This is a genomic window from Bacteroides sp. OM05-12, from assembly GCF_003438995.1.
GTDB lineage: Bacteria > Bacteroidota > Bacteroidia > Bacteroidales > Bacteroidaceae > Bacteroides.
On sequence record NZ_QSUN01000001.1, the window covers coordinates 459,752 to 473,596 of the forward strand.

The following is a 13,845-nucleotide window of genomic DNA, read 5'->3' on the forward strand; positions in this document are numbered from 1 at the left end:
TATGAGAAAATATATAGTAGCAACTTGTCTAATCGTTGTAATAATTGCACTTTTTAATTATTGCTCTGATTGCAGTCATAAAGAACGTTCTTCATTAGTACATGAGTATGGAGATATATTGGATATATCTTATACTCCCAGTGATTCAACTTATTGTCGTGGTTGGTTCTCTGATCAGGGATCATGGATGGGATTCACTATTCCTCAGAAAGAACAATGGGTAAATGGCTTTTGCGGACCATTTAATTTAGAGAGTCGGTATTGGCTTTCTCCGTCATTGGTATCTGTTGGGTTTGCAGGACATATGGATGCTGTTTTTCATCCGGATTCTGTAAGCTATTTCCCGGGAGAGTTATATATGAAGTCATTTTCGGATGCAGGTACAATTGCGCAACGTTTACTTTTTGTAGATAAATCTAATGCATTGTTGGAATGTACATCGGAAGACAATAAACCTTTGTGCTTTTATGGTCAAGTATTGGCTGATAAGGTCTCTCAGAATGTTATGAATAATTCATATACGTTTTCTTTACCTTCCGGTGACCAGTGTTTACTTACTTTTCCTGAAGATACAAAGATCCGTATTTATGATGGTGGATATGAAGCCACTACTCCGAAAGGAAAGCATTTTTATGTGGTAATATCTTTTTTGAACAATCCGAAAGGACAGGTCTTTGATGTCAATGCGATTAAAGATATACAATCACAGCCAACTAAATATATTGATAAACATTATCAATGTTGGGATAATTATTTAAAGAATGTTTTGAGGCCGGATATGCCGAAAGAATATAATAGAATAGCTGTTAAAGCGGTTGTTACTCTAATTGCAAACTGGAGAAGTAGTAAAGGTGGCCTATTGCATGATGGTGTTGTCCCTTCTCATGCTGTGGGATATTTTATGGGCTTTTGGGCTTGGGATTCATGGAAGCATGCTGTTGCTTTGGCAAGTTTTGCTCCGGAGTTAGCAAAGAATCAGGTTCGTGCGATGTTTGACTATCAGTTGGATAATGGAATGATCATTGATTGTATTTATCCGGATATTCGGGAAAATAATGCACGCGACAGTAAACCTCCATTAGCAGCATGGGCAGTGAATGAAATATTTAAGGAAACGTCAGATACGTCATTTGTTAAAGAAATGTATCCTCAGTTGCTGAATTATTATCGTTGGTGGTATACTGACCGTGACCATGATTCGAATGGAATCTGTGAATTTGGTTCTGTAGATGGTACATTGGAAGCAGCAGCTTGGGAAAGTGGGATGGATAATGCGATTCGTTTTGATGATGCAGAAATGGTGAAGAATAGTGAAACAGCCTGGAGCTTTGACCAGGAGTCTGTCGATTTGAATGCCTTTCTTGCTTATGAATATTCGATCTTGAGAGATTTGGCAGTGATTGCGGAGCAACCTTTCAATGAACCTGACTATACACAAGAGATCAGTGCTTATTTTTATGATAAAGATTTGGGATTCTTCTTTGATAGAAAATTAAATGGAAAGTTTGTAGAAGAGGAAGGAAGTGAAGCATATATACCTTTTTGGACAGGTATTGCGAGTAAAGAGCAGATGGAAAGTGCCATGAAATTATTTACTGATACTGCAAAATTCTCGACATATATTCCTTTCCCGACTGTAGCTGCGGATAATCCTAAATTTATGCCTAAAGGTTATTGGAGAGGACCGATATGGTTAGATCAGACTTATTTTGCTATTTCCGGATTAAGAAAATACGGTTATGTAGAAGAAGCAGATAAATATACCCGCCAAGTTTTTGACAGGTTGCAGGGTTTAAAAGGTAATGGAGCAATACATGAAAATTATGGAACACATACAGGTGAGCAATTAAAAGCACCTCATTTCAGCTGGTCTTCTGCGCATCTTCTAATGTTATATAAAGATTATGGAAAGAATAAGTAATAAATATTTGAGATATACTTTATTTACGGCTTTCCTATTAGTCGGTAATCTCTTTTTGTGCCATGCTAGTGATATTTGTACGGTGGATAGCCTTGTAAATGATACAGCAAAGGTAGATTCGGATTATATACCTTCCATTGACAGTCCGGTATATGCAGCAGATGAATCGGGAAATATTGTAGGTCCTACTTTTACCATGTTACAATTAAGTGAGATGGGAGTAGAGAAAGCGATGGAGACGATTCGTGAGATGAAAAGTGCTTATAATATTTCTGATTTGTTTAAAATGAACCAGGGAACGAAAGCCTTTTATCTGAATAATGAATTGATGGATGCTTTAATCTCAGAGTTGGAAAATGCAGGCAGAGCTTTTAATAAAGATGATGATAAGGGCATATGTAAATACACGGAAATACTTCGTGCCGGATTTTATCGTGCTTTCTTTAGTAGTGCATTAGACACGATTGCCAGTTGGGAGTATAAAGAAAAATTAATTCCTGCTTTAGAATCAATCATAGATAATCCGGCTTTTAGTTGGGGTGATTCCGGTAACTCTGTACAGGATAAGGTGATTTATTCGGTGGGAGCTTTGATGGGAAGTGGTATTACAAGTGTTGGAGTAATTGAGAAGATATCCTCCTTAGTTCGTCGTTTTAATGATAATAGGACTGTGTATGCAAATGATTCTTCTAAAATTTCGGCAATGCTTCGCTTGGGAGATGGCATAGATTATGCTTTATGTACGGATAGATATAAAGATTATCGGCATCCGGATAAAAGTCAGTTTTATGGTCATATAGATACTTATGTAGAAGAACTGTCAAAATTAGCTTTGTATAAAAATAATCTGACGGGTAAAAACAGCAAATTATTCGTGCATGCGGTTCGTTGGGTGGGTGATCATACGGGAAGAATGTTGGGCGATAAACAGCAACTTGCTTTCCTGAAAAACACTTTGGAGACTTATCCTTATTGTTCACGTCCTTGGATTGAGGCTATAAAGAATATGGATTATTACTTTGAGGATGAACTGAAAGCGATGGATATGAAGCAAGTGCGTAAAGATGTAGAAGCTGCTTTACTTCCTAATTGGTATTATTTTGAAGATAGCACATTGGTATTTAATACAGGTGATAAGGTTGATCCTAAGAAGGTACAGCTATTATATTGGGCTACAAAAGAAGTAAAAGATCAGTTTTTGAGACTTGTAATGCGGGATACTCCGATTGACGGATTTGGACGTAAGGACGATCAGCTTGTGGCTTCTATTTTTAACTCTCCGGAAGAATACCAATATAATTGGTTTCTTAATGAAGTAGATACGGATAATGGAGGAATTTACATTGAAAGCTGGGGTAAATTCTTTACTTGGGAACGTACTCCCAGTGAAAGTATTTACACACTGGAGGAGTTATTCCGACATGAATTTACCCATTATTTACAGGGACGTTATCTATGCCCGGGAGAATGGGGGGAAGGCCCTTTGTACGAAGGAAGTGGTTTAACTTGGGTAGAGGAAGGAGGTGCCGAGTTCCAGGCAGGAAGTACTCGAGCGGATGGAGTGCCAACAAGAAAGGTCATGTTGAAGCGCTTGCCGTCTGAAAGAACTGAACGTATTTCTTTGGACTCATTGTTAAACTCTGGTTATGAACTAGGATCGCAGATTTATACTTATTCATACGTGATGTATCGTTTTATGTATGAACAGCATCTTGAAATCATGCAGGAATTATTTAAGACCATTCAGACCGGTAATGCGGAGAATTATAAAGCACTTGTAAAACGACTCAGGGAAGATAAAGTCTTAGGACAAGAATTTGTGGATTTTATGGATGAGTTGAAAAAGAAAGAGGAAGAGTTTACAGACCGTACTATTTCTGAGGATTATGCAGATAATATTTCCGCAAAGAATCATAAGGAACTTTATCGTGAAATTCAAAAACTTGCTAAACTTAAGAATATGAAAGTCATAGAGCATCGTTCTTATGCTTTTAATACATTTGAGTTAAGAGGAGAGCTAGTTTTAGGTAAGACGAAAGGAGAAGTTCAAGACCGAATGTTGATGGATGAAATGACGAATGAACTATTAAAGGCACTTTCTCAAAAGGAATGGAATGGTTATAAGACTGTCACTGCATACTTTTTAAATTATAAAATAGAAAAAGGTAAATCAACTTTTGAATTAGTATTCAAAGGATATTTACCACCAGAACAATAACTTAATAAATAACCAAAATTTTTAGTAATGAAAAACAGAAAAGCTTGTTTAATTGCATTCATGTGCTTGTCGAGTACTTTGGGTGCATTAGCACAAAATGTACCGGGGTATGTGCCGGGAGCACCGTTACCTTGTCGTGCACACGAACAGATCCATGAATTCTTTGAAGCTCATCCGGAAGCTTTGGAAAGGTATAATCGTCCTCATAAAACAAGGAAGGCATCCGAACGTCCGGATTCTTATGTAATTCCCGTTGTATTCCATGTTTTTGGAGAGAAATTTAATGGGCTTACACTTAATGATGAGATTATCAAAGATGCATTGAGAAAAACAAATGAGGATTTTCAAGGAATAACAGCCAATACAGGAGATGATAATCCTGATTTTGATAAGCTGCAAGCTGATATGAAGATAACATTCAAATTGGCGGAAATCGGTCCTAATGGAGAAGCTACTACCGGTATCACTTATCATCGTCTGGAAAGTGGGTTTGGAAATTATTATGCGCCTCGCATGGCATTATATGCTTGGGATAATCATAAATATATGAACGTGTATATTATGAATGATCTTTATGCTGATGGTGAAACTAATAATTCCGGTGTGTCTTGGTATCCGGATGTTGAAATGATGGAAGAGAATATTGCTCGTGTTGTTTATAATGGAGCATATATAGGAACAAATACAGATGAAAATTTCCGTCGAGTATTGACACATGAGTTTGGTCACTTTTTTAATTTGGCACATACATTTGATGATAATGGTGGTCGCTGGCCGGATGGTTGTAATCCGAATGCTAAGGGAGAACCTAATCCGGGAGATTGGGTGGATGATACGCCTAAAGCCGACAGACCTTTAATGGGACCGGACGATTTGAACTGTGAAGGTGAATTGACGAATTGGACAAACTACATGAATTACTCTTATGAACGTACTTCAATGTATACTAAAGGACAGGTAGAAAGAATGTTAGATGCATTGGATCATCCGGCACGTGTGACATTGTGGTCAGAAGATACACGCAATAAAGTATTCTTTAGTGATGAAAACATGAAGCGTATTTCTCTTTCTAGTCGTGGTGATATATTGGAAGCATCTGCTAATGACGGTTCTTTTGATGGTAAATTTGAATTTACATTAATCAATGGAAAGCTTGCTAATAAAACATTTGCATATGAGACAGACTTTACTACTGAAAATCTTCCGGCTGGTTTAACTCCTAAAGTTGTAAGAGTGGATGATACGAAATTGGTTATGACTTTTGAAGGTAAAGCTGCTACTCATGATAAGGATATTAAGTTTACTGTTACTTTTAAAAATAGTATGCTTGAAAGCGGGGAACTTTATTCTTGTAAACTGCCTTTAACATTGGAGTGTAGAGCACCTTACGGAATAAAATATGTCGATTGTGCTGATGTTACTATTTCTTCATCTTATGGTTGGGAATTTATACAACTTGATGACAGGTTTGAGAATTCAGATTTCGGTTTAATGTGGAACTCTAATTCAGGTAGTTATTATGGCAACTTATATATTGAATCATATGGAAAACAGATGGCCGGAACTGGTAGAACCAATTTGGGTGTTGTGAAATATGGAGATAAAATAGGTAAATCTTCTAAATGGACAACTGGTATAACTACTTATCCTAATTTAGGAACTTTAGTTTCTAAAGGATATGAAAGCTGGAAAGGTCAATTAGCATTTGTCGGTATTCAATTCCAAGGAATAACTTCCGGTGATGTATTATATGGTTGGATGAAAATTTCGGTAGCTGCTGATGGAAAATCGTTTACTTTATTGGATTATGCCTTTAATGAAGAACCAGGCGCTGATATCGTAGCCGGTCAAAAAGGTGCTGAGCAGTTAAAAGCAGAACTTGTATTTGGTACAACCACGGTGACTGAAGACCCGGAAACGAATAACGGAGCTATTACCCAGACAATTAATATTGCAATAATGGGTGATAATACGTTTGGTAAAACTGGAGAATTGGCAGAGGGTACTGATTATACATTCAAGGCACCTAAGGGATTGACTCCACACTTAAAAGTTATTTCCGACCAGCAAGCTGTTTTATCTTTTGAAGGAAAGGCTGAGAGCCATAACGCCAAAGATATAACGATGGCCTCATTGACCGTTAAACCTGAAGTATTTACAAAAGACGATATTTCAAATTTGTCTACTTCAATAGAGTTTAGATTCTTAGATCCATATAAGATTGTTGTTGGTACGGTGGGAGTGGGAGCCGGAGGTTCTTACGGAGCATGGACAAACTTTACCATTCCTGATGTTTTAACTTATGCTACCGGTTATGGTGCTTGGGAATATGCAACAAAGCACTTGAAACTGGAGACCTATATGAAACCGATGGTATGTATAAAAGACACAAGGAATATAGAACCTTTAATGGAAGGAACAGAGATTGGACCCAACTCTAATTGGGTGGTTCCCGGAGATTATCCTGATCAATTAGATATTGCAACTCGTAAATTTACCGATTGGCGTGGTAAGACTGCTTATGCCGGACTTTCGTTTGAGTATTTAGGTAAAACTTTATATGGATGGTTTGAAATAACAGTTTCAGAAGATGGCTCTTATTTCACAGTCAATGAATTCGGCTATAATCAGAATCCGGGAAAATCGATTTTAGCTGGTGAAAGGCCGGTTTCTAATGAGAGTATCAAGTTTGATGAAATGCAAACTCTTGCATTCCCGAATCCGGTCAGTGACATGTTAAACATTGTAGCATCTGAAAATACTCAGGTTGCAGTTTATAACATATCCGGAACAATGATATGGAATGATTTTATGACTGTAGGACAAATAACTATTCCTGTCTCAGGCTGGGCTAGAGGAGTTTACTTTGTACATCTGTCTAAAGACGGACTTACTACAGTAAAGAAAATCATGGTAAAATAAAAAGAATTAACTCACTCTGTAAACCGGAATCTGCAAACCGGTTTACGGAAGATATAATTATTCAATCTTAAAATTTAGTATTATGAAAAAGAATTTACTATTGGTCGGAATGTTATTTATTTCCGCCTTTACTTTTGGACAAACAAAGACTGTAGATTTGGCAACCGGTGCTGCCGGAACACTTGCTACGAAAATTGACGAAGCAGATCGTACTGCATTAAAAGAACTTACTGTTAAGGGAGAAATCAATGCTGTGGATTTTAAATTCATGCGTGATCAGTTACCTGTTTTAGAGAAGTTGGATATTGCAGAAACAAGTATTGTCACATATACAGGTGCTGACGGTACTTATTCTTATGGGGATGAAAATACGGAGTATGAGCCTAATCATATTCCTAGCCAAGCATTTTATAATAATGCAACTATAACAAATATTGTATTTCCTAGAGACATTATACAAGTTGATTATCTTGCATTTAGTGGTACAAAATTGAAAGAAATAGATTTTGCAAATACAACGTTGGCGAAGATAGATGGTTCAGGAATCTCTCGAAATGAAGAATTGAAAAAAATTACTTTATCACCGACAATGGTATGGATTGCAGAGAATGCTCTTGAAGGTAATGATGCTCTAATCTCTTTTACTTGTGATATTGCGGATCCGGCTAGTATAAATGAAGGTGTATATGGAATGTTTGGTATACAGTATAAATATGATTATGAGAATAACACTTGGGTTTATGATGAAGATGGGAATATGATTGTAGAATCTATTAATGGAGCTCCTGCTGGTTGTACTTTATATGTGCCGGAAGGTTCTGTAGATAAATATAAAGCTGCAGATACATGGAAAACTTTCTCTAAAATATTAGTGATTGGTTCTATAGAAGCGAGAGATCCTGTTGTTTCTTTTGCAGAAGAAACTGTAACAAAGGTTTGTGGTGATGAAGCCTTTACAAATGCAATAACCAATACAGATAACGTAGAAATTACTTATAGCAGTTCTGACGAAGGTGTTGCTACTGTAAATGCAGAAGGATTAGTAACAATTGTAGGTGCAGGTGAAACTACTATTAAAGCTACTACAACAGCAACTGAAGAATTTAATTCAATAGAAGTTTCTTATACTTTGACTGTAAGTTTGGCTACTCCTACTTTTGAATATGCAACTACAACTATATCAAAGAACGTAGGTGATGAGGCATTTACTAACGAGCTGACAAGCAATACGGATGCAGAAGCTACTTATACAAGTTCTGACGTAGCTGTTGCTACTGTTGATGCTACCGGTTTGGTTATGATTGTAGGTGCAGGAACAACAACAATCACTGCTTCTGCTGCTGCAACTAGTAAATTTGCTGCTGCAACTGCTACATATACATTGACGGTTAGCGGAGCTGACGGGATTGATGAAGCGGTAGCAGGTGTTCGTATGTTCTCTGTTGAAGACGGCATCCAAGTTGAATTTGAAGGAGAAGCAGCCGTTGAGGTATATACAGTTGCCGGTGTTTTGGTAGATAAAGTTCAGGCAATGAATCAATATCATGTTGCTTTAGGTCAAGGAATATATGTTGTTAAAGTAAATGGAGTTGTCTATAAGGTAATGAGGTAGAGTTTTAGATAACAAAGTTTTAGTGTGAGCAAAAGGCAGCTGTCCGTCACGGATGGCTGCCTTTTCTTAATTAGAGAGAGTATTTATTTTATAAAGGTTTAATCTTTGAGGTGCTTTGGACTTTTGGTTCTCCTTTATATCGGATACTTCCACTTCCCAAAACATTTCCGACAAGTTCTTCCGTTGCATAGCAAGTTATATCTCCCGAACCTTTTACAGTCGCTTTTACGGTTTGGGCTTTCATCTTGTCGGCTCTAATATTTCCTGAATTGTTAAGTGTTAAAACTGCCGTTTGTGTATCGCCCGATAATTCCATATCTCCTGAACCGCTTAACTCGGCATTTGTTGATGTGCTTTCGATATTTTTAATCTTTACATCTCCTGATCCTTGTAATCCTACAGTCAGCTCTCCGGATTTGCAGTATTCTTTTACATCAATATCTCCTGATCCCTGTAGTTTGATGCTGCCGGAGGAGGCTGTCATGTTTTGTATCTTTATGTCCCCTGAACCTTGCAGTGTGACCGTTGCAACCGAGCATTGGACGTTTTTATAAAGATCAATGTCTCCTGAACCTTGTAACATCGTTTTTAATGTTCTTTTGCAAAATATATTTCCATTACTTTTAATATCTCCCGATCCTTGCAGGTTGATTTCAAGATTATCGGAGGTGATGTCGCTGTTTAGCTTTACATCTCCTGAACCTTTTAATGTTGCTCTGTTAAGAGACGGGCTGGTGGCTCTTACCTCTAACCGGCTTTCTCCGTAATAAGAAGAATTTGGTTTGAACTTTACCACAAGCGTATTCTTTTGAACGCTCACTTCAAGTAAATCTACCAAGTTGTCGGAACCATATATCTCCACACTTGTTTTGCCGTCATTGTTTTGTGTATAAACAATGTCCGGACTTCCTAAAAGTTCGATTGCATTGAATTCGGATACTTTTACGTCTTTGGTAATGTAATTTTTGCTGGCTTTAATACCTTTTTGTGCACAAGCAGTAATTGTTGGCATTAAAAGAGTGACGGCAAGGGCTGTATAAGCCAGATTTTTAAAAGTAGTGTTCATAAGCGTATTATTTGATTGTTCTTTATTAATTAGACGCAGCCAACCGTTAAAAAGTTGCACTTCACTGAAAAAATAAAGTACAAGAGATATGCCGAAAAGATAATCTGTTGATATTTAGCGATTATTTGTTAAATCTATCTGTTCATTATCGGACAAATTGTTCGTTTTTAAAACAGGTGGTTCGCTGCTACCGAACGGTTATATTTATATCTTTGCATTTGTAATCCGACTGATTGGTATGATGCAGGAAAAAGAATGGATAGACGAACAGCTGGGACGGTTGATTATAAAGGTTAATCCGCGTGCACGGCATATTATCTTACGTACACGTACGGAAGGCATTTGTATTACTGTGCCTCCCGGTGTAAGTAAGAGAGAGATTCTGTCGGTGGTTGAAAAGTATCGTGTCCGTTTGGAAGGGGATAAGAAAAAGGTGGAAAGGAAACGGATAGACCTTTCTTATAAGATAGATACACCATTTTTTAAGCTCTCATTGGTGAGCGGAACACATCCGAAGTTTTTGGCACATTCCCGGTTAGGAGTCTTACAAATTGTTTGTCCGCTGTCGGCAGACTTTGATGATGAGCAGTTGCAAACATGGTTGTATAAGGTGATAGAAGAGGCTTTACGTAGAAATGCGAAGAGTGTGTTGCCACTACGATTGCAAGAATTGTCGGATAAATTCGGTTTGCCGTTTGAGCAGGTTCGTATCAATTCCAGTAAAGGGCGTTGGGGTAGTTGTTCGGCAAAGAAACATATCAATCTTTCTTATTACCTTTTACTTTTACCTTCTCATCTGGTAGATTATGTTTTACTGCATGAATTATCCCACACGAAAGAGATGAATCATGGAGAACGCTTTTGGGCATTATTGAACAAACTGACAGATGGTAAGGCGTTAGCTTTGCGGGAAGAACTTAGAAAATATAGAACTGAAATATGAAGCCTTTACGAAAAATAGTTGTTGCGGCAGATTCTTTTAAAGGTTCGCTCTCTTCTGTGGAAGTGGCAGGGAGTGTGGCCTCTGCTATTCGGGAAGTGTTGCCCGGATGTGAAGTGGTTGAAGTGCCTGTTGCAGACGGGGGAGAAGGTACGGTGGATGCGTTGGTAGCGGCGATGAACGGCTCTATTGTTTCCTGTACTGTGCATGACCCTCTGATGAGGCCGGTCATTGCCGACTATGGTATATTGGGAGACGGGCAGACTGCTGTGATGGAAATGGCATCGGCAAGCGGACTGACATTACTTTCTTCTTCAGAGCGTAATCCTATGATTACAACTACTTTCGGTACGGGAGAATTGATTAAGGATGCCTTGGGAAGAGGATGTACTAAATTCCTTATAGGCATAGGTGGTAGTGCTACGAATGATGCCGGAACGGGAATGTTGCAGGCATTGGGGTATCGTTTTCTTAATAGAGAAGATGAAGAACTTGCTGCGGTGGGGGCGACCTTAAAAGATATTGATAAGATTGATAGCACAAATGTGTTACCCCAAGTGAAGAATGCGCATTTTATTGTAGCTTGTGACGTCAATAATCCTTTCTCCGGAGAACATGGCGCAGCCTGCGTCTTTGCTCCTCAAAAGGGTGCAGATGCGGAGATGGTTCGGGCGTTGGATGCGGGAATGAAGCATTTCTCTGATATTATCAAAGAACAGACGGGTGAAAATGTAGACCAAACTCCCGGTGCAGGAGCTGCCGGAGGGATGGGCGGAGCTTTTCTCGCATTTCTGGATGCGGAACTGAAATCCGGTGTGCGTATGATTTTGGATGCTCTAAACTTTGAACAGGTTGTTTGTGGTGCTGATTTGATTATTACCGGAGAGGGAAAATTGGATAGGCAGACAATGATGGGCAAAACTCCTGCCGGTGTATTGGATGTGGCACGTCGCCAAGGCATTCCGGTAATAGCTATCGGTGGAAGTGTGGAAGATGTTGATTTATTGAATGATTATGGTTTTCAGGCAGTATTTCCCTTACTTCCGGCTCCGGTTTCTTTGGAAAAAGCAATGGAAAAAGAGTATGTGACGGGAAATATCCGTCGGACAATTATGCAGATCATGAGGCTCTATTTGTAAAAACTTTACTGTCTTATTTCAGCTCGGATAAACTGCTTGCCGGTCTCAATTATGGTAAAATAAGGAACGAACGATTGATTATATTGCTTCATATAGACTGTTCGTTTGAAATTGATGACTTTCCCGGCTAAATTATTCTTTGAAAAAAGTGCCTTCACTTTAATTGGTTATAAATCAAGCGTAAAGGGGTAAATGGTGATAAGGTGAAGGCAAGTCAAATAAAAATAAATAATAGCGAAATAGCAGAATAAATAAGCCGATAACGCCTAAGGGAGTGATGACTTACGCTCCCTTAGGCGTAAGCTGTCGCTCCCTTGAGCGTTAGTCAACGCCCCCTTGTGTGTTAGCCAACGCTCCCTTAGGCGATTTATAAAACTGTCTTGATGTTTAAAAAAATCATACGGACGATTGCAAACAAGCATACGGTCGATTGATTACAAACTCCTATCGTTTATCATCAATCGACCGTATGTTATAAATACAATTTAGCTATCTATGAAAGTTCCTTCTCGTTTTTTATCTACCGGTTAAATATACACCATTTGATGTGTTTTATGAACACACTTTTCTTATCTTTGCAGCATTCAGTTTGGTTTCTAAATGTATAGGTAAAATATAGAAAGACTTTAGGGGGAGAGATTGGTTACAGTTTTTATATGACACACCTTTTTGTACTGCTGTCTTATGCGGAATACCACATGGTACATCTCTATCCCGGTTCTTTTCTGCACGGTTGTTTTATAGCCTGCATTCCTATTATTACTTTGAAAAACAGATGAATAAACGAGTTAAGATATTACAAAACAAATAATTCATGGGACAACTAATAAACAAAGAAACTCGTATTGAGGTTGTGGATGCTTTACGTGGCTTTGCTGTAATGGCTATTATTTTGGTTCACAACTTGGAGCATTTCATTTTTCCGGTCTATCCGGCAAATTCTCCCAATTGGCTTAATGTATTAGATTTGGGAGTATTTAACGGAATCTTTACTCTTTTTGCCGGAAAAGCCTATGCGATCTTTGCACTTCTATTCGGATTTACATTCTATATTCAATGTAACAATCAAAGGAAACTAGGTAAGGATTTTGGCTATCGCTTTCTATGGCGATTGGTATTGTTAATTGGCTTTGCTACATTAAATGCAGCCTTTTTCCCTGCAGGAGATGTTTTATTGTTGTTTGTGATAGTCGGACTTGTGTTGTTCTTTACTCGAAATTGGAGTGATAAGGCTATTCTTATAACTGCCATTGTTTTTTTGTTACAACCTGTCGAATGGTATCACTATATTGCCAATTTGATAAATCCGGCGCATCAATTGCCCGACCTTAAAGTCGGTGAAATGTATGCGGAAGTGGCGGAATACACGAAAACCGGAAACTTTTGGGATTTCATTTTGGGCAATATTACGTTGGGACAAAAAGCCAGTTTATTATGGGCTGTGAATGCCGGACGTTTTTTTCAAACTGCCGGATTGTTTCTTTTAGGCTTCTACATAGGTAGGCAACAACTTTTTGTTTCTACAGAAAAGAACCTTCGTTTTTGGGTAAAAACCTTGATAATATCCGCTATTGCGTTTGCCCCTCTATATACATTGAAAGAGCTTATTATGACAAATGACATGATTATACAGCAAACTGTTGGAACAGCATTTGATATGTGGCAAAAATTAGCATTTACATTCGTCTTGGTTTCGTCTTTTATTTTACTTTACCAAAGCCGGAAATTCAGCCAAGCTGTCAATAATCTACGTTTTTATGGAAAGATGAGCCTTACCAACTATATAACCCAGTCCGTCATAGGAGCAATCATTTATTTTCCACTTGGTCTGTACCTTGCTCCTTATTGTGGATATACGGTCAGTTTGTTAATCGGATTTCTTACATTCCTTTTACAAGTGAAATTCAGTAAGTGGTGGTTAGGTAGATATAAACAAGGACCGTTAGAATATATTTGGCATAGGTGGACTTGGATAGGGGCAGGCAAATAAAACATAGGGAAAGTAATAAATACCTTGTCTGCAATTT

8 protein-coding genes and 1 pseudogene are annotated in these 13,845 nt (G+C 38.1%); 8 read left to right on the top strand and 1 reads right to left on the bottom strand.

Going from position 1 to position 13,845, the window contains the following annotated elements; all coding sequences use genetic code 11:
- Nucleotide 1: 1 nt before the first annotated feature.
- The 4 genes from DXB63_RS01705 to DXB63_RS01720 all read left to right on the top strand — a co-directional run bounded on the left by DXB63_RS01705 (nucleotide 2) and on the right by DXB63_RS01720 (nucleotide 8,673).
- A complete protein-coding gene (locus tag DXB63_RS01705) occupies nucleotides 2–1,921 on the top strand; it encodes a trehalase family glycosidase (protein WP_122124633.1) in 1,920 nt (639 codons plus the stop codon).
- Entirely contained in the window at nucleotides 1,905–4,139 is a 2,235-nt protein-coding gene (locus DXB63_RS01710) for a collagenase (RefSeq protein WP_122124634.1), read from the top strand. Before DXB63_RS01705 ends, DXB63_RS01710 begins: the two co-directional genes overlap by 17 nt.
- Before the next feature lie 27 nt (nucleotides 4,140–4,166).
- Nucleotides 4,167–7,061 carry a zinc-dependent metalloprotease gene (locus DXB63_RS01715; protein WP_122124635.1) on the top strand — a complete coding sequence of 965 codons (2,895 nt, stop codon included), beginning with the start codon at nucleotides 4,167–4,169 and terminating at the stop codon, nucleotides 7,059–7,061.
- 82 nt (nucleotides 7,062–7,143) lie between these two features.
- Nucleotides 7,144–8,673 carry an Ig-like domain-containing protein gene (locus tag DXB63_RS01720; RefSeq protein ID WP_122124636.1) on the top strand — a complete coding sequence of 510 codons (1,530 nt, stop codon included), beginning with the start codon at nucleotides 7,144–7,146 and terminating at the stop codon, nucleotides 8,671–8,673.
- Nucleotides 8,674–8,761: 88 nt separating this feature from the next.
- Here the strand turns inward: DXB63_RS01720 and DXB63_RS01725 are convergent, their stop codons facing one another.
- Complete coding sequence (locus DXB63_RS01725; protein ID WP_122348109.1) at nucleotides 8,762–9,739, bottom strand: head GIN domain-containing protein; 978 nt, start codon at nucleotides 9,737–9,739, stop codon at nucleotides 8,762–8,764.
- A gap of 238 nt (nucleotides 9,740–9,977) precedes the next feature.
- On the opposite strand from DXB63_RS01725, the gene DXB63_RS01730 reads away from it, so the two are divergent.
- The 4 genes and pseudogenes from DXB63_RS01730 to DXB63_RS01745 all read left to right on the top strand — a co-directional run bounded on the left by DXB63_RS01730 (nucleotide 9,978) and on the right by DXB63_RS01745 (nucleotide 13,808).
- Nucleotides 9,978–10,682 (top strand): YgjP-like metallopeptidase domain-containing protein, encoded by a 705-nt coding sequence (locus tag DXB63_RS01730; RefSeq protein ID WP_122124695.1) that lies wholly within the window; start codon nucleotides 9,978–9,980, stop codon nucleotides 10,680–10,682.
- Nucleotides 10,679–11,818 carry a glycerate kinase gene (locus DXB63_RS01735; protein ID WP_122124638.1) on the top strand — a complete coding sequence of 380 codons (1,140 nt, stop codon included), beginning with the start codon at nucleotides 10,679–10,681 and terminating at the stop codon, nucleotides 11,816–11,818. The genes DXB63_RS01730 and DXB63_RS01735 overlap by 4 nt, the downstream gene beginning before the upstream one ends.
- Nucleotides 11,819–12,444: 626 nt before the next feature.
- A pseudogene (locus tag DXB63_RS18170) lies at nucleotides 12,445–12,629 on the top strand (acyltransferase); the annotation flags it as partial.
- A gap of 3 nt (nucleotides 12,630–12,632) precedes the next feature.
- Entirely contained in the window at nucleotides 12,633–13,808 is a 1,176-nt protein-coding gene (locus tag DXB63_RS01745; RefSeq protein WP_122124639.1) for a DUF418 domain-containing protein, read from the top strand.
- Nucleotides 13,809–13,845 lie beyond the last annotated feature (37 nt).

Coding starts and splice junctions, on each gene's coding strand:
- DXB63_RS01735 (WP_122124638.1), top strand. CDS start 10,679: ATGAAGCCTTTACGAAAAATAGTTGTTGCGGCAGATTCTTTTAAAGGT.
- DXB63_RS01745 (WP_122124639.1), top strand. CDS start 12,633: ATGGGACAACTAATAAACAAAGAAACTCGTATTGAGGTTGTGGATGCT.
- DXB63_RS01715 (WP_122124635.1), top strand. CDS start 4,167: ATGAAAAACAGAAAAGCTTGTTTAATTGCATTCATGTGCTTGTCGAGT.
- DXB63_RS01730 (WP_122124695.1), top strand. CDS start 9,978: ATGATGCAGGAAAAAGAATGGATAGACGAACAGCTGGGACGGTTGATT.
- DXB63_RS01725 (WP_122348109.1), bottom strand. CDS start 9,739: ATGAACACTACTTTTAAAAATCTGGCTTATACAGCCCTTGCCGTCACT.
- DXB63_RS01720 (WP_122124636.1), top strand. CDS start 7,144: ATGAAAAAGAATTTACTATTGGTCGGAATGTTATTTATTTCCGCCTTT.
- DXB63_RS01710 (WP_122124634.1), top strand. CDS start 1,905: ATGGAAAGAATAAGTAATAAATATTTGAGATATACTTTATTTACGGCT.
- DXB63_RS01705 (WP_122124633.1), top strand. CDS start 2: ATGAGAAAATATATAGTAGCAACTTGTCTAATCGTTGTAATAATTGCA.